Genomic DNA, 16348 nt, shown 5'->3' with positions numbered 1-16348 from the left:
GGAACCTTCTGGTCTCCTGCTGCGTTCCTGCTACGTGCACAGTGACATCACGGTGACAGGGTGTGGCGACGGTCGGGGTGCGGCTACCATGACCGGCACAAGGAAGGGCGGCGCAAAGGAGTCGTCCCCAGGGGCGGCGCCCGGTGCACTGCCGGGGCGAGGAGGGCGGGCCATGGTGCAGAAGGCCAAGATCCTCCTGGTCGATGACCGGCCGGAGAATCTGCTGGCGCTGGAGGCGATCCTCTCTGCGCTCGATCAGACGCTGGTGCGGGCATCGTCCGGGGAAGAGGCGCTCAAAGCACTGCTGACGGACGACTTCGCGGTCATTCTGCTGGATGTCCAGATGCCGGGAATGGACGGTTTCGAGACGGCCGCGCACATCAAGCGGCGAGAGCGGACCAGGGACATCCCGATCATCTTCCTCACCGCGATCAACCACGGGCCGCACCACACCTTCCGCGGTTACGCGGCGGGCGCGGTGGACTACATCTCCAAGCCGTTCGACCCGTGGGTGCTGCGCGCGAAGGTTTCGGTGTTCGTCGAGCTGTACATGAAGAACTGCCAGCTGCGTGAGCAGGCGGCGCTGCTGCGGCTGCAGTTGGAGGGCGGTGGCGGCAAGAGCGCTGCGGGCGGCGCCAAGGAGCCGGCGGGGCTGCTCGCCGAGCTCTCCGCGCGGCTCGCGGCCGTCGAGGAGCAGGCGGAGGCGCTGTCCAAGCAGCTCGACGACGAGTCGGCGGACGCGGCGGCGGTGGCCACGGCGGCGCACCTGGAGCGCAAACTCACCGGTCTGCGCCGGGCGCTGGACGCCCTTGAACCGGGCGCCGGCAGTGGCGCGGCCTCGGTGCCGTCGCAGAACTGAGCGGAACTGACGCAATCGACCGACACCACGGAACGGAACTGGCGCGTGCGGCACATGGAGTTGTGCATGAGGACGCGTCAGTTCCCGTTCCCGGCACAGCGGACGCGTCAGTTCCGTGCCCACGCGGGGGCGACACGAACGGGTGAAGCAGTAGGCACACGTGTCCGCTGTGGTCTCCACCGGTAACCTCACACCCATGGCCTCACGTCCCTCCGCAGCCAAGAAGCAGCCCGCCAAGAAGGCGGCTGCTCCCGCGAAGGCTCCGGCGAAGAAGGCCGCTGCGAAAAGGGCCCCGGCGAAGAAGGCGCCCGCCAAGAAAGCCGCGGCCAAGAAGCCCGCGCCCGCGCCCGCACCGGCTCCCAATCCCACCGGGGGCATCTACAGACTCGTACGCGCCATCTGGCTCGGGCTGGCGCACGCCGTCGGGGCCGTGTTCCGCGGCATAGGGAACGGTGCGAAGAACCTCGACCCGGCCCACCGCAAGGACGGCGTCGCGCTGCTGCTGTTCGGCGTCGCGCTGATCGTCGCCGCGGGCACCTGGGCCGACCTGCGCGGACCGGTCGGCGACCTCGTCGAGATCCTGGTGACCGGCGCCTTCGGCCGGCTCGACCTGCTGGTGCCGATCCTGCTGGCCGTGATCGCCGTGCGCTTCATCCGGCACCCCGAGAAGCCCGAGGCCAACGGCCGCATCGTGATCGGCCTGTCCGCGTTGATCATCGGCGTGCTCGGCCAGGTCCACATCGCCTGCGGCGCGCCCGCCCGCAGCGACGGCATGCAGGCGATAAGGGACGCCGGCGGTCTCATCGGCTGGAGCGCGGCGACCCCGCTGACGTACACCATGGGCGAGGTCCTCGCCGTGCCGCTGTTGGTGCTGCTCACGATCTTCGGGCTGCTGGTCGTCACGGCGACCCCGGTCAACGCCATCCCGCAGCGGCTGCGGCAGCTCGGGGTGCGGCTGGGCGTACTGCACGACCCGGCGGCCGACGAGTACGACGAGTTCGGCGACGACGACGCGCGCTACGACGAGCAGTGGCGCGAGGCGCTGCCAGGGCGCCCCCGGCGGCGCTCGAGCGCCCCTCAGTCACACGACCCCGACGACGCCGAGCAGGAGGCGCTCTCCCGGCGGCGCGGCCGTCCCCGGCGCTCCGCGGTGCCGCAGCCGGCCATGGACCGGCAGCTGGACGCCGTGGACATCGCCGCGGCGGCCGCGGCCGACCTCGACGGCGCCGTTCTGCACGGCATGCCGCCCTCGCCGATCGTCGCCGACCTCACTCAGGGCGTGAGCATCGGCGACCGGGAGCCGACGACGCCAACGCCCGTCCCGGCGCCGGCCTCCCGTCCTCGGCAGGAGAGGCTCAAGGTCGGCGGGGCGGTCCCCGACCTGACCAAGTCGGCACCGGAGGAGATGCGCGAGCTGCCGCCGCGCGCCGAGCAACTTCAGCTGTCCGGCGACATCACCTACTCCCTGCCCTCGCTCGACCTCCTGGAGCGCGGCGGCCCCGGCAAGGCGCGCAGCGCCGCGAACGACGCCGTCGTCGCCTCGCTGACGAACGTCTTCACCGAGTTCAAGGTCGACGCCGCCGTGACCGGCTTCACCCGCGGGCCGACGGTCACGCGGTACGAGGTCGAGCTCGGGCCCGCCGTGAAGGTCGAACGGATCACCGCGCTGGCGAAGAACATCGCGTACGCCGTCGCCAGTCCCGATGTGCGGATCATCAGCCCGATCCCGGGCAAGTCCGCGGTCGGCATCGAGATCCCCAACACCGACCGGGAGATGGTCAACCTGGGGGACGTGCTGCGGCTCGCGGACGCGGCCGAGGACGACCACCCGATGCTGGTGGCGCTCGGCAAGGACGTCGAGGGCGGCTATGTGATGGCCAACATGGCGAAGATGCCGCACGTCCTGGTGGCCGGAGCCACTGGTTCCGGCAAGTCGTCCTGCATCAACTGCCTCATCACGTCGATCATGGTCCGCGCGACCCCCGAAGACGTGCGGCTGGTCCTGATCGACCCCAAGCGCGTCGAACTGACCGCCTACGAGGGCATCCCTCACCTGATCACGCCGATCATCACCAACCCGAAGCGGGCCGCCGAGGCGCTTCAGTGGGTCGTACGGGAGATGGATCTGCGTTACGACGACCTGGCGGCGTTCGGCTTCCGGCACATCGACGACTTCAACGAGGCCATAAGGAACGGCAAGGTCAAGCTGCCCGAGGGCAGTGAGCGCGAGCTTCAGCCGTACCCGTATCTGCTGGTGATCGTGGACGAGCTCGCCGACCTGATGATGGTCGCGCCGCGTGACGTCGAGGACTCGATCGTGCGCATCACACAACTCGCGCGCGCGGCCGGCATCCATCTCGTGCTCGCCACGCAGCGGCCCTCCGTCGACGTCGTCACCGGCCTGATCAAGGCGAACGTGCCGTCGCGGCTCGCCTTCGCCACCTCCTCGCTCGCCGACTCGCGGGTCATCCTCGACCAGCCGGGCGCCGAGAAGCTGATCGGCAAGGGCGACGGGCTGTTCCTGCCGATGGGCGCGAACAAGCCGACCCGAATGCAGGGCGCCTTCGTGACCGAGGCCGAGGTCGCGGCCGTCGTCCAGCACTGCAAGGACCAGATGGCACCGGTCTTCCGCGACGACGTCACCGTCGGCACCAAGCAGAAGAAGGAGATCGACGAGGACATCGGCGACGACCTCGACCTGCTGTGCCAGGCGGCCGAGCTCGTGGTCTCCACCCAGTTCGGGTCGACGTCCATGCTCCAGCGCAAGCTGCGCGTGGGCTTCGCCAAGGCCGGCCGGCTGATGGACCTCATGGAGTCGCGGAACATCGTCGGGCCCAGCGAGGGCTCCAAGGCGCGTGACGTTCTCGTGAAGCCGGACGAGCTGGACGGCGTGCTCGCGGTGATCCGGGGGGAGTCTCAGGGGTAGACGTCGACGCGGGAAGCGGGGGCCGGTCGTGACTCACCCGTTAGAGAGCGGCGCACAACCGTTTCCCTTTGACGTACGTCAAGTTGAGCGAGAGGACAGGTGCGGCTCCCGCCGGGGCCGTAACCGGCCCGTCATCGGCGTGTCCGGCCATACCGATGGCGTACAAAGTCGTACCGCCCGGTTGCCCCTCCCTTTGGCACCCCCCCTAGACTGAACTTCCAGCACAGGTGGCTACACGCTCGAAAGGCGCCCCCGTGTCCATCGGCAACTCCCCTGAAGACGAGCGTCCGTTCGAAGACCCGTCCGAGGAAGCCCCCTTCTCCATCGGCCGTGCCCTGCAGCAGGCGCGCATCGCGGCCGGGCTGACCGTCGACGACGTCAGCAGCGCCACCCGGGTCCGCATCGCCATCGTGCACGCCATCGAGTCGGACGACTTCGCTCCCTGTGGCGGAGACGTCTATGCGCGCGGGCACATCAGGACCCTGGCCAGGGCCGTCCACCTAGACCCCGCCCCGCTGATCGACCGGTACGACGCCACCCACGGCGGCCGGCCCGCGCCGACCCCGGCCGCGCCGCTGTTCGAGGCGGAACGTATCCGCCCCGAGCGGCGCGGGCCGAACTGGACCGCTGCCATGGTCGCCGCGATCGTCGCCGTCGTCGGCTTCGTCGGCTTCACCGCGTTCAGGGGCGGCGACGACGGCGGGTCGAAGGAGCAGGTCGCCGACGGTGCCACCCCGGCGACCGCGAAGACCGCCTCGCCCACGCCGAAGACCGACAAGCCCGCCGGCACCACGCCGGCGCCGTCCGACAGCGCCATCGCCGCGGCCCCACAGGACAAGGTGACCGTCCAGGTCAGCGCCGCCGACGGGCGCAGCTGGATCTCCGCCAAGGACCACAACGGCCGGCTGATCTTCGACGGCTTCCTCAAGCAGGGCGACTCGAAGACCTTCCAGGACAGCGAGAAGATCAGCCTGATCCTCGGCGACGCCGGAGCGATCGATCTGTTCGTCAACGGCAAGAAGATCAACGACGACTTCCGGCCCGGCGCGGTGGAGCGCCTGACCTACACGAAGGGCGACCCGCAGGTCGGATGAACCGGGCGGGGCCTGGCGCATACGGGGTTGGTGATCTTCACCAACCCCGTCGACGTTGACTGTCGGTGCGACAAAGTAGTCTTGAGCCCATGCCTGAACGCCGTACCGTCGCACTCGTCACCCTTGGCTGCGCCCGTAACGAGGTGGACTCGGAGGAGCTCGCAGGCCGTTTGGAGGCGGACGGCTGGCAGCTCGTGGAGGACGCCGAGGACGCCGACGTGGCCGTCGTCAACACCTGCGGCTTCGTCGACGCCGCCAAGAAGGACTCCGTCGACGCCCTGCTGGAGGCCAACGACCTCAAGGGGCACGGCAGAACCCAGGCCGTCGTGGCGGTGGGCTGCATGGCCGAGCGGTACGGCAAGGAACTCGCCGACGCCCTGCCCGAGGCCGACGGCGTGCTCGGCTTCGACGACTACGCCGACATCTCCGACCGCCTCCAGACCATCCTGAACGGCGGCATCCACGCCTCCCACACCCCGCGCGACCGGCGCAAGCTGCTGCCCATCAGCCCGGCCGAGCGGCAGGAATCGGCCGCTGCGGTCGCGCTCCCGGGGCACGGCCCGACCGACCTCCCGGAGGGGCTCGCTCCGGCCTCCGGCCCGCGCGCACCCCTGCGCCGCCGGCTGGACGGCGCGCCTGTTGCCTCGGTCAAGCTCGCCTCCGGCTGCGACCGGCGCTGCTCCTTCTGCGCCATCCCGTCCTTCCGTGGCTCGTTCATCTCCCGCCGGCCGAGCGACGTGCTGAACGAGACGCGGTGGCTGGCCGAGCAGGGCGTCAAGGAGATCATGCTGGTCTCCGAGAACAACACCTCCTACGGCAAGGACCTCGGTGACATCCGGTTGCTGGAGTCGCTGCTGCCCGAGCTCGCCGAGGTCGACGGCCTGGAGCGGGTGCGCGTCAGCTACCTCCAGCCGGCCGAGATGCGGCCCGGCCTGATCGACGTGCTGACCTCCACGCCCAAGATCGCGCCCTACTTCGACCTGTCCTTCCAGCACTCCGCGCCCGGCGTGTTGCGCGCGATGCGCCGCTTCGGCGACACCGACCGCTTCCTGGAGCTGCTCGACACCATCCGCGGCAAGGCGCCCCAGGCGGGCGTGCGCTCCAACTTCATCGTGGGCTTCCCCGGCGAGTCCGAGGCCGACCTGGCCGAGCTGGAGCGCTTCCTGAACGGTGCGCGGCTGGACGCGATCGGCGTCTTCGGCTACTCCGACGAGGAAGGCACCGAGGCCGCGACGTACGACGACAAGCTCGACGCGGACGTCGTCGCCGAGCGGCTCGCCCGGGTCTCCCGGCTCGCCGAGGAACTCGTCTCGCAGCGCGCCGAGGAGCGCCTCGGCGAGACCGTGCACGTCCTCGTGGAGTCGGTGGACGAGGAGGGCGTGTACGGCCGCGGCGCGCACCAGGCGCCGGAGACGGACGGCCAGGTGCTGCTCACATCGGGCGAAAGTCTGAGCGTCGGCCGTATGGTCGAGGCGAAGGTGGTCGGTACGGAGGGTGTCGACCTGGTGGCCGAGCCTCTGCAGGGTTCGCTCGGGTGTAGTGAGGAGGCGGGCAGATGACGGGTGTTCCGGCATCGGCTGCGGGCGGCTCCTCGCAGGCCAAGAGCAGCGCCGTGCCCGCAAGCCCGGTCTCCGGCCCGGCCTCCGACGCGTCCGATGCCTCCGACGTCCCATTTGCCGCCGTCGACGGCCAGGAGGCCGGCAGGCCCCCGCGGGGTGCGAAGCTGGCGGCCGCCGCCGTCAACCAGGCGAGCGTCTGGAACATCGCCAATCTGCTGACCATGCTTCGGCTGGTCCTGGTGCCCGGCTTCGTCGCGCTGATGCTGGCCGACGGCGGCTACGACCCGGCGTGGCGTTCGCTCGCCTGGGCGGCCTTCGCCGTCGCCATGATCACCGACCTGTTCGACGGGCACCTGGCACGGACGTATGACCTCGTCACCGACTTCGGGAAGATCGCCGACCCCATCGCCGACAAGGCGATCATGGGAGCGGCGCTGATCTGTCTCTCCTCGCTCGGCGACCTGCCGTGGTGGGTGACGATCGTGATCCTCGGCCGGGAACTCGGGATCACGCTGCTGCGTTTTCTGGTCATCAGGTACGGCGTCATCCCGGCGAGCCGGGGCGGCAAGCTCAAGACGCTCACCCAGGGCGTGGCCGTCGGGATGTACGTCCTGGCGCTGACGGGGTGGCTGGCCACCCTGAGGTGGTGGGTGATGGCCGCGGCGGTCGTGCTGACCGTGGTGACCGGACTCGACTACGTAAGACAGGCCATTGTGCTGCGCAGGCAGGGAATCGCCGAGCGTCGGGCCGCGTCGGAGGAGACGGAAGCGTGAATTCCACGGCCACCGACGTGGTGCGACTACTCACAGTGAACGGAGAGACGCTCGCCGTGGCCGAGTCGCTGACCGGTGGTCTGGTGGCGGCGGAGATCACATCGGTTCCGGGGGCGTCCAAGGTCTTCCGGGGTTCGGTCACCGCCTACGCCACTGGCCTCAAGCACGAGCTGCTCGGCGTCGACGCCGGTCTGCTGGCCGCTCGCGGAGCGGTGGACGCGCAGGTGGCGGCAGAGATGGCGGCCGGCGTGCGCAGGGCGTTCGGCGCCGACTGGGGCGTCGCTACGACCGGGGTGGCCGGTCCCGATCCTCAGGACGGGCAGCCGGTCGGAACGGTCTTCGTGGCCGTGGACGGTCCGTTCGGGGCGGATTCCGGTTCCGCCGCTGGCGGAAAAGTGGAGGCCCTGCGGTTGAACGGCGACCGGGCGGAAATTCGTAGAGAGAGTGTACGGAGCGTACTCGCACTGCTCCTGACAGAGCTGGCGGGCGAACACACCGGGAACGAGCGGGCACAGGATACGGAACAGAACGGGGGGTTTTGATGTTTGCAGCCCTGAGTGAACACGACATCGCTCCCCGCACGGCCGCAGCGCAAGGCGGTACGGTGGGGCGTGAAGGATGCGGCTACGCGGTCCGAGGAGGGAGCCACCGATGATTCTGCTCCGTCGCCTGCTGGGTGACGTGCTGCGTCGGCAGCGCCAGCGCCAGGGCCGTACTCTGCGCGAAGTCTCCTCGTCCGCCCGAGTCTCACTCGGCTATCTCTCCGAGGTGGAGCGGGGGCAGAAGGAGGCTTCCTCCGAGCTGCTCTCCGCCATCTGCGACGCGCTGGACGTACGGATGTCCGAGCTCATGCGGGAAGTGAGCGACGAGCTCGCTCTCGCCGAGCTGGCCCAGTCTGCAGCGGCAACCCCCAGCGAGCCTGTGCCCACGTCGGTTCGTCCGATGCTGGGTTCCGTGTCGGTGACCGGTGTGCCACCGGAGCGGGTGACCATCAAGGCGCCCGCCGAGGCGGTGGACGTGGTCGCCGCGTGAGATTTCACCCGCGGGGGCGTGTGAAGCCACGCAGGCACCTGTAGGCACGCAGGCAGGAATGTGTGAGGCCCCGGCCGGGGCTTCTCCGGGGAGACCCGGAGGAGTGCGGTCGGGGTTTTTCGCGTCCGTTTGCCGGTGTTGGGCGCTGAGGTCATGGTGGAGGGGCGCGGGGGGAGCCGCGGACGCGTGGGAGCCGTGGGGAGCCACGGATGCCATGGGGGCCGACCACCGGAGGTACGGATGTACGTCGTGAAGAGTCCCCTGTCCGACGCCGACCTGAAGACCGTCTCCGAGGCACTGCAGGGCGCGCTCGTCGACCTGGTCGACCTGTCCCTCGTTGCCAAACAGGTCCACTGGAACGTCGTGGGGCCTCGCTTCCGGTCCGTGCACCTTCAGCTCGACGAGGTCGTGGACGTCGCCCGTGCCCACTCCGACACGGTGGCCGAGCGGGCCTCGGCGCTGGGTGTCTCGCCGGACGGGCGGGCCGCGACGGTGGCGGCAGGCAGCGGGATCGGCGCGGTGTCGGACGGCTGGGTCAAGGACACCGACGCGGTCGGGACGCTGGTCGCGGCGCTGGGCGCGGTCATCACCCGGATGCGGGAACGGGTGGCGGCCACAGGTGACCCGGATCCTGTGAGCCAGGACATCTTCATCGGGATCACCGCGGACCTGGAGAAGCATCACTGGATGTTCCAGGCGGAGAACGCGTGAGACGCCTGTGAGACGCCTGAGGCGTGTGAAACGGCGGGCAGGGGCCCTTCGGGTGGTGTGGTTGGCGTGACGGCCGCGGCGGGGCGAACAGCGGGACGGGGCGCCGTTCTGGGGCTCGCACTGGGACTGGGTGCGATGTGGTGGTGGGCCGTGGTGAGGCTCGCCGTGACGTCCGACGCCGGGGTGCTGGAGGGGGCGGTGGCCGCCGGGGGGTGGGGGCTGAGCCTGCTGCCGGTGCACTGCGTGGCCAAGGCGCGGGCGGCGGGGGCCCTCGCGGGAGGTCGGTGGAGGAGTGCTTGGCGGGCGGTGCGGCGCGAGGGGAGGCGAAGGCCCGGAGGTGGAGGAGGGGCAGCGGGCGGTAGTGCATCAGGGCCGGAGCGAGGCCGAGGTCGTCAAGGCTGTTGAGGGACTGTCCGCCGGGGAAGGGGCCTGGGTGAGTTGTGAACGGGGCCCGAGCGGGCTGTGGGAGAGGCGGCTACCACGGCATGGCCACTCCGCCGTTCGGACGGAGGATCTGGCCCGTCGTGAACGACGAGGCGTCCGAGGCCAGATGGAGGACGGCGTGGGCGATGTCCTCCGGTTCGCCGACCCGCCCCAGGGGTGACATGCGCGACATGAGCGCCTCGGTGTGCGCCTGTGTGCCGGCGTCGTGTCGGTCGGTCATGGGGGTGCGGATCCAGCCCGGGGCGACGGCGTTGACGCGGATGCCGTACCGGCCGACCTCGGTGGCGAGCGTCTTCGTCAACTGGACCACGGCGGCCTTGGCGACGCCGTAGCAGAGCAGCCCGGGGCCGCCGGTGTCCACGGCGCCCGAGGCCATGGTGACGATGCTGCCGCCGCTCTCGCGCGCCAGCATCAGCCGGGCCGCCTCCTGGCAGGCGTACAGCACGCCCTTGAAGTTGACGGCCAGGACCCGGTCCAGGTCCTCGTCGCGGGTCTCCAGGACCGGGCTGCTGTGCATGATCCCGGCGACCGCCGCCATGACGTCCAGCCGCTCGCAGGACTCGACGGCCTGCCGGATCTGGACGCGGTCAGTGACGTCGAGGTGGTGGGTGTGTGCGGTTCCGCCCTGGTCCTTGATCAGGGTCGCCGTCTCGTGCAGGCCCTGTGCATCGCGGTCGGCGCCGTGCACGGTGGCGCCAGCCTGGGCGAGCAGTACGGCGCAGGCGCGGCCGATTCCGCTTGCGGCGCCGGTGACGAATGCGGTGCGTCCGGTGAGGTCGTACGCCTTCACGGCCATGAAAGGACGGTACGAGCGTTTCTGACGGCCCGTCAATTGGTCGGCGGTCAGCGGGTGGTGCGCGGACGGATGCGGCGGGTCGGTGAGGAGCCCGGAGCGGGGGCGGGGCCTGTCTGGCAGGTGGGACACCAGTAGGTCGGGCGCTCGCGGGAACCATCGCCCTGGTCGGCCGCGCACACCGGTGTGCCGCAGCGCAGACAGGGGCGGGGCGCGCGGCCGTACACGAACAGGTCCTGGCCGCGGCGGCCCGTCGTGCTGCGGACCGGGCGGTCGCGGTTGGTCTCCAGCAGTCTCTTGGCGAGGCCGGGCAGTTTCCCGGCGCGGTCGGCGGGGAGCGCCCCGACGGGGAGCCACGGGGTGGCGCCGAGGAGGAAGCAGAGTTCGCTCTTGTAGACATTGCCGATGCCGGCGAGGTTGCGCTGGTCGAGGAGGGCCTCGCCGAGGGGGCGGGCGGGGTCCGTGAGGAGGTTGGCGAGGGCGCGCTCGGGGTCCCAGTCGGGGCCCAGCAGGTCGGGGCCGAGGTGGCCGACGGCTCGTTCTTCGTCGGTGGTGCGCAGGAGGTCGAGGACGGGCAGGCGGTAGCCGACAGCGGTGCGGTCGGGGGTGCCGAGGATCGCCCGGATCTGGTGCGCGGGGCCGCCGGTCCAGCGCTGGTCGTGCGCGTACACCTTCCAGGAGCCGTCCATCCGCAGATGCGAGTGGAGTGTCAGGCCGCCTTCGATGCGGGTGAGGAGGTGTTTGCCGCGCGGGGTGACGTCAAGGACGGTGCGGCCGGTGAGGTCGGTGGTCGCGTATTTGGGGACGCGGAGGTCGAAGCGGGTCAGTACCTTGCCGGCGAGGGCGTCGTGCAGTCGCCTCGCGGCCTGCCAGACCGTGTCACCTTCGGGCATGGGTCAAGGGTGACATGCGGGTGGAGGCCGTGTGGCAGGTGACGGGGCACACGGTTTATTGTCATGCGCGCAGCCGTAGGCCCCGTGGGGTCGCGATGAAGCCCGCTCCTTCCAGGAGGGCGCCGATGGGGGAGGTGAGGGCCGAGGCGCCGTTGACCCGCTCCACCGTGACCGTGCCGAGGGAGCCCGCGCGCGCCGCATCGGCGAGGGCCTCGGCGGCGGCGTGCAGTCGGGGGTCGTGGGCGGGCGTGTCCTCGCCGTCCGGGGTGGCGGGCCAGGCCAGCAGGGTCTTGCCGCCGCGCTCCATGTAGAGCGTCAGCTCGCCGTCGACGAGCACCACCAGGGAACCGGCCTTGCGGCCCGGTTTGTGCCCGGCGCCGCTCGGCGGCTCGGGCCAGCCCAGGGCTGCGCCATACGCGTTCGCCGGGTCGGCGGCGGCGAGGACGACGGCGCGGGAGGCCCGGGACGTGGTGCGGTGGGGGCCGCGGCCGTGGGGGGCCTGGCCGCGGTCGGGACGGCCGGGGAAGCCCGAGCCGGTCGGGAAGCCGCCACCCCGGGGGCCGCCGGCGCCCGGGGAGGCGAAGTCCCGGGGGGAGACGTACTCATCCGGCGCGGCGGGGGCCTTCGGGGCGTCGAAGGGGGACGAGAACGCGGCGTCGAGGTCGGGAAGGTCCCATGCGTCGTCGGACGGGAGGCCGTCGGGGAAGGCGAAGCCGTTGGGCGTGCCTGTGCCTCTGTCCGTGCCGGTGTTCGTGGCCGTGTTCGGGCCGGGCAGGGGCTCGCCGCGGTCCCGGGCGGCTGCTACGGCGCGCAGACGGTCCACGGCGCCGTCCATGGCGAACTGTGCGGCGCCGAGGCCTTCCACGACGTAGCCGCGTCGCGCCTGACCGCTCTCCTCGAAGACCGACAGGATGCGGTACGTCGCCGAGAAGCCGCCCTCGACGCCCTCGGCGGCGACCGCGCCCCGGGTCACCACACCGTGCCGGTCGAGGAGCGTGCGGGCGAGAGCATGCGCGCGGACGGTGGGGTCGGGCTCGTGGGCGGGGAGCAGCGACCAGCGGCCGGCGACGGTCGGCGGGCCGCTGCGGGAGGCGGGGCGCGCCGCGGCCGTCAGCGAACCGTAGCGGCCGCGCGGGATGGTGCGTTTGGCGCGGTGGGCCGTGGAGCCTGCTGTGCGGCCCGAGCCCAGCAGGGAACGCATGGGGGCGAGGGTGTCGTTGGTGAGCCGGCCGGACCAGGCCAGGTCCCAGACGGCGTCGGCGAGCTGGGGGTCGGTGGCGTCGGGGTGGGTGGTGGCGCGGATCTGGTCGGCGATCTGGCGGAAGAACAGGCCGTAGCCCCCGGAGAGGGCATCCAGGACGGACTGGTGCAGTGCCGTCAGCTCCAGGGGGTGGGGCGGGGGCAGCAGCAGAGGCGCCGCGTCCGCCACGTACAGGGAGACCCAGCCGTCCTTGCCGGGGAGGGCGCCCGCCCCCGCCCAGACGACCTCTCCGGCCGCGGTGAGCTCGTCGAGCATCGCCGGGGTGTAGTCCCGCACCCGGGACGGCAGGACGAGCTTCTCCAGGGCCGAGGCGGGAACGGAGGCTCCCTGGAGCTGTTCGACGGCCCGCACCAGTCCGTCGATGCCGCGCAGGGAGTGGCCCGTGCCGATGTGCTGCCACTGCGGCAGGAACTGGGCGAGCGCGGGCGGCGGGACCGGCTCCAGCTCGTGCCGAAGCGCGGCCAGGGAGCGGCGGCGCAACCTGCGCAGGACCGTGGCGTCGCACCACTCCTGGCCCATGCCGGCCGGATGGAACTCGCCCTGGACGACGCGCCCACTCGCCGCGAGCCGCTGCAGGGCGCCCTCCGTCACCGCCACACCGAGGCCGAAGCGGGCGGCCGCGGTGGTGGACGTGAACGGGCCGTGGGTCCGGGCGTGGCGCGCGAGAAGGTCGCCGAGGGGATCCTTGACCGGCTCCGTGAACGCTTCCGGCACGCCTACCGGCAGTGCCGTGCCGAGTGCGTCACGCAGCCGGCCCGCGTCCTCGATCGCGGCCCAGTGGTCGGCGCCCGCGATGCGCACCCGGATCGCGCGGCGGGCGGCGGCCAGCTCCCGCGCCCAGTGCGGTTCGGCGCCACGCTCGGCCAGCTCGGCGTCGGTGAGCGGGCCGAGGAGGCGCAGGAGGTCCGCGACACCTTCGATGTCCTTGGCCCGGCGGTCCTCGGTCAGCCACTGGAGTTCCCGTTCCAGTTCGGTGAGTACCTCGGCGTCGAGCAGTTCGCGCAGTTCCGCCTGGCCGAGCAGCTCGGCCAGCAGGCGTGAGTCGAGGGAGAGGGCGGCGGCGCGGCGCTCGGCGAGCGGGGAGTCCCCCTCGTAGAGGAACTGCGCGACGTAGCCGAAGAGGAGGGAGCGTGCGAACGGGGACGGCTCCGGGGTGGTGACCTCGACCAGGCGCACCTTGCGGGACTCCAGGTCGCCCATCAGCTCCACGAGCCCGGGAACGTCGAAGACGTCCTGGAGGCACTCGCGGACCGCTTCCAGGACGATCGGGAACGAACCGAACTCGCTCGCCACCTGGAGCAGTTGGGCGGCGCGCTGGCGCTGCTGCCACAGCGGGGTCCGCTTGCCGGGGTTGCGGCGCGGCAGCAGCAGCGCGCGGGCGGCGCACTCGCGGAAGCGCGCCGCGAACAGGGCCGAGCCGCCGACCTGGTCGGTGACGATCTGGTCGACCTCGCCCTTGTCGAAGACGACGTCCGCCGCGCCGACGGGCGCCTGTTCGGCGTCGTACTCCGTGCCGGCCTTCATCGGCTCCTGGTCGAGGAGGTCCAGGCCCATGAGGTCGGCGTCGGGCAGCCGCAGGACGATGCCGTCGTCGGCGTGCATCACCTGGGCGTCCATGCCGTAGCGCTCGGAGAGCTTGGCTCCCAGGGCCAGAGCCCAGGGGGCGTGGACCTGGGCGCCGAAGGGTGAGTGGACGACGACCCGCCAGTCGCCGAGTTCGTCGCGGAAGCGCTCGACGACGATCGTGCGGTCGTCCGGGACATGGCCGCAGGCCTGGCGCTGTTCGTCCAGGTAGGAGAGCACGTTGTCGGCCGCCCACGCGTCCAGGCCCGCGGTGAGCAGGCGGAGCCGGGCGTCCTCCTTGGCCAGCGAGCCGACCTCGCGCAGGAACGCGCCCACCGCGCGGCCGAGTTCGAGCGGGCGGCCCAGCTGGTCGCCCTTCCAGAAGGGCAGGCGGCCCGGGACACCCGGGGCAGGGGAGACCAGGACGCGGTCGCGGGTGATGTCCTCGATGCGCCAGGAACTGGTGCCGAGGGTGAAGACGTCGCCGACGCGGGACTCGTAGACCATCTCCTCGTCGAGTTCGCCGACCCGGCCACCGCCCTTCTTGGGGTCGGCGCCCGCGAGGAAGACACCGAAGAGGCCACGGTCGGGGATCGTGCCGCCGGAGGTGACGGCGAGACGCTGGGCACCGGGGCGGCCGGTGACCGTGCCGGCGACGCGGTCCCACACCACGCGCGGGCGCAGCTCGGCGAACGCGTCGGACGGGTAGCGGCCCGCGAGCATATCCAGGACGGCCGTGAACGCGGACTCGGGGAGGGAGGCGAAGGGGGCGGCCCGGCGGACCGTGGCCAGCAGGTCGTCCACCTGCCACGTGTCCAGCGCCGTCATGGCGACGAGCTGCTGGGCGAGGACGTCCAGCGGGTTGGCGGGCACCCTGAGGGACTCGATCGAGCCGGTGCGCATCCGCTCGGTGACCACCGCCGCCTGCACGAGGTCGCCGCGGTACTTGGGGAACACGACGCCCGTGGACACCGCGCCCACCTGGTGTCCCGCGCGGCCGACTCGCTGGAGGCCGGAGGCCACCGAGGGCGGGGACTCGACCTGGACCACCAGGTCGACGGCGCCCATGTCGATGCCCAGTTCGAGGCTCGAGGTGGCGACCACCGCGGGGAGACGGCCCGCCTTGAGGTCCTCCTCCACCAGGGCACGCTGCTCCTTGGAGACCGAGCCGTGGTGGGCGCGCGCGATGACGGGCGGGGCGCCCTGGGCCGCGCCCGAGCCGCCCATCAGCTCGGCGGGAGCGTGATGCTCGTCCAGCGGCTCACCGGTGGCCCGCTCGTAGGCGATCTCGTTCAGGCGGTTGCACAGGCGCTCGGCCAGGCGGCGGGAATTGGCGAAGACGATCGTGGAACGGTGGGCCTGGACCAGATCCGCGATGCGCTCTTCCACGTGCGGCCAGATCGACGGGCGCTCCGCTCCCTCGGAGCCGTCGGCGACCGGGGAGCCGCCCAGCTCGCCCAGGTCCTCCACGGGGACGACGACCGAAAGGTCGAACTCCTTGCCGGACTTCGGCTGGACGATCTCCACCTTGCGGTGCGGGGAGAGATAGCGGGCGACCTCGTCGACCGGGCGGACCGTCGCCGAGAGGCCGATGCGGCGGGCCGGCTTCGGCAGCAGTTCGTCGAGCCGCTCCAGGGAGAGCGCGAGGTGTGCGCCGCGCTTGGTGCCGGCGACCGCGTGCACCTCGTCCAGGATCACGGTCTCGATGCCGGTCAGTGCGTCGCGCGTGGCCGACGTCAGCATCAGGAACAGGGACTCGGGGGTCGTGATCAGAATGTCCGGCGGGCGCGTGGACAGCGCTCGGCGCTCGGCGGGCGGAGTGTCGCCCGAGCGGATGCCGACCTTGACCTCCGGCTCGGGCAGGCCGAGGCGCACGGACTCCTGGCGGATGCCGGTCAGGGGGCTGCGCAGGTTGCGCTCCACGTCGACCGCGAGGGCCTTGAGAGGAGAGACGTACAGGACGCGGCAGCGCTTCTTCGGGTCCGCGGGCGGCGGCGTCGAGGCGAGCTGGTCCAGGGCGGCGAGGAAGGCGGCCAGGGTCTTGCCGGAGCCGGTCGGGGCGACCACCAGCACGTCCGCACCCTCGCCGATGGCCTGCCACGCCCCCGCCTGGGCCGCGGTGGGCGCGGAGAACGCCCCCGTGAACCAGCCGCGGGTCGCGGGGGAGAAGCCGTCGAGGGCTCGGTGTGCGGAGCTGACCATGCGTCCATCCTGCACCCCGCCACTGACAATGGCTCTGACCTGCGGGTCTTGGGCCGGTGTCGATCTGCGGCGCGCCCGGTACATCCGCAAACCTCCGTGCGGCACACCCACGAATACTTCCGCAGGCCGCCGACCCTTGCTGCGGGGGCTGGGACGCGGTTGCTGCGACTCAACGGCGGGGCGCTGCCACAGCGTGAGGTGCGGACGGCCGGGGCATGGATCGCCGCGCGCGTGCCGT

12 protein-coding genes are annotated in these 16348 nt (G+C 71.8%); 9 read left to right on the top strand and 3 right to left on the bottom strand.

What is annotated here, in order from left to right; genetic code table 11:
- The first annotated feature begins 172 nt into the window (after positions 1–172).
- The 9 genes from B5557_RS12010 to B5557_RS45030 all read left to right on the top strand — a co-directional run bounded on the left by B5557_RS12010 (position 173) and on the right by B5557_RS45030 (position 9359).
- Positions 173–859, top strand: coding sequence for a response regulator (locus tag B5557_RS12010; protein ID WP_079659117.1), 687 nt, complete (start codon positions 173–175; stop codon positions 857–859).
- Positions 860–1055: 196 nt separating this feature from the next.
- Positions 1056–3785 carry a DNA translocase FtsK gene (locus tag B5557_RS12005; RefSeq protein ID WP_173877668.1) on the top strand — a complete coding sequence of 910 codons (2730 nt, stop codon included), beginning with the start codon at positions 1056–1058 and terminating at the stop codon, positions 3783–3785.
- A 254-nt stretch (positions 3786–4039) separates the two neighbouring features.
- Complete coding sequence (locus tag B5557_RS12000; protein WP_079659115.1) at positions 4040–4879, top strand: helix-turn-helix domain-containing protein; 840 nt, start codon at positions 4040–4042, stop codon at positions 4877–4879.
- Between the two features lie 89 nt (positions 4880–4968).
- Positions 4969–6438: a 30S ribosomal protein S12 methylthiotransferase RimO gene (gene rimO / locus B5557_RS11995; protein ID WP_079659114.1), complete on the top strand. Its 1470-nt coding sequence runs from the start codon at positions 4969–4971 to the stop codon at positions 6436–6438.
- Positions 6435–7211, top strand: coding sequence for a CDP-diacylglycerol--glycerol-3-phosphate 3-phosphatidyltransferase (pgsA, locus tag B5557_RS11990; RefSeq protein ID WP_079659113.1), 777 nt, complete (start codon positions 6435–6437; stop codon positions 7209–7211). Before rimO ends, pgsA begins: the two co-directional genes overlap by 4 nt.
- Positions 7208–7753 (top strand): CinA family protein, encoded by a 546-nt coding sequence (locus tag B5557_RS11985; protein WP_079659112.1) that lies wholly within the window; start codon positions 7208–7210, stop codon positions 7751–7753. The genes pgsA and B5557_RS11985 overlap by 4 nt, the downstream gene beginning before the upstream one ends.
- Positions 7754–7862: 109 nt before the next feature.
- Positions 7863–8243 (top strand): helix-turn-helix domain-containing protein, encoded by a 381-nt coding sequence (locus B5557_RS11980; protein WP_015657463.1) that lies wholly within the window; start codon positions 7863–7865, stop codon positions 8241–8243.
- Between the two features lie 240 nt (positions 8244–8483).
- Entirely contained in the window at positions 8484–8954 is a 471-nt protein-coding gene (locus B5557_RS11975; RefSeq protein ID WP_079659111.1) for a Dps family protein, read from the top strand.
- A gap of 135 nt (positions 8955–9089) precedes the next feature.
- A complete protein-coding gene (locus B5557_RS45030; RefSeq protein WP_099935825.1) occupies positions 9090–9359 on the top strand; it encodes a hypothetical protein in 270 nt (89 codons plus the stop codon).
- Positions 9360–9429: 70 nt separating this feature from the next.
- On the opposite strand, the gene B5557_RS11965 is transcribed toward B5557_RS45030, so the two are convergent.
- From B5557_RS11965 to B5557_RS11955, 3 genes are all read right to left on the bottom strand, one after another.
- On the bottom strand, positions 9430–10194 hold the full coding sequence (locus B5557_RS11965) for an SDR family NAD(P)-dependent oxidoreductase (protein ID WP_079659109.1): 765 nt from the start codon (positions 10192–10194) through the stop codon (positions 9430–9432).
- A gap of 47 nt (positions 10195–10241) precedes the next feature.
- The gene (locus B5557_RS11960) at positions 10242–11084 is read right to left on the bottom strand and encodes an Fpg/Nei family DNA glycosylase (protein WP_079659108.1); all 843 of its coding nucleotides are present in this window, start codon (positions 11082–11084) and stop codon (positions 10242–10244) included.
- A 61-nt stretch (positions 11085–11145) separates the two neighbouring features.
- Entirely contained in the window at positions 11146–16110 is a 4965-nt protein-coding gene (locus B5557_RS11955) for an ATP-dependent helicase (protein WP_079659107.1), read from the bottom strand.
- Between the last annotated feature and the right edge of the window lie 238 nt (positions 16111–16348).

Origin of the sequence: Streptomyces sp. 3214.6 (genome assembly GCF_900129855.1) — a bacterium.
Classification (GTDB): Bacteria; Actinomycetota; Actinomycetes; order Streptomycetales; family Streptomycetaceae; genus Streptomyces; species Streptomyces soliscabiei.
This window is presented reverse-complemented; position numbering and strand designations above follow the sequence as displayed.

What these genes read in the sequence shown, in the direction of transcription:
- B5557_RS11955 (WP_079659107.1), bottom strand. Translation starts at nt 16,110, where the DNA reads ATGGTCAGCTCCGCACACCGAGCCCTCGACGGCTTCTCCCCCGCGACC.
- B5557_RS12010 (WP_079659117.1), top strand. Translation starts at nt 173, where the DNA reads ATGGTGCAGAAGGCCAAGATCCTCCTGGTCGATGACCGGCCGGAGAAT.
- rimO (WP_079659114.1), top strand. Translation starts at nt 4,969, where the DNA reads ATGCCTGAACGCCGTACCGTCGCACTCGTCACCCTTGGCTGCGCCCGT.
- pgsA (WP_079659113.1), top strand. Translation starts at nt 6,435, where the DNA reads ATGACGGGTGTTCCGGCATCGGCTGCGGGCGGCTCCTCGCAGGCCAAG.
- B5557_RS11965 (WP_079659109.1), bottom strand. Translation starts at nt 10,194, where the DNA reads ATGGCCGTGAAGGCGTACGACCTCACCGGACGCACCGCATTCGTCACC.
- B5557_RS11975 (WP_079659111.1), top strand. Translation starts at nt 8,484, where the DNA reads ATGTACGTCGTGAAGAGTCCCCTGTCCGACGCCGACCTGAAGACCGTC.
- B5557_RS11980 (WP_015657463.1), top strand. Translation starts at nt 7,863, where the DNA reads ATGATTCTGCTCCGTCGCCTGCTGGGTGACGTGCTGCGTCGGCAGCGC.
- B5557_RS11960 (WP_079659108.1), bottom strand. Translation starts at nt 11,084, where the DNA reads ATGCCCGAAGGTGACACGGTCTGGCAGGCCGCGAGGCGACTGCACGAC.
- B5557_RS45030 (WP_099935825.1), top strand. Translation starts at nt 9,090, where the DNA reads ATGTGGTGGTGGGCCGTGGTGAGGCTCGCCGTGACGTCCGACGCCGGG.
- B5557_RS12005 (WP_173877668.1), top strand. Translation starts at nt 1,056, where the DNA reads ATGGCCTCACGTCCCTCCGCAGCCAAGAAGCAGCCCGCCAAGAAGGCG.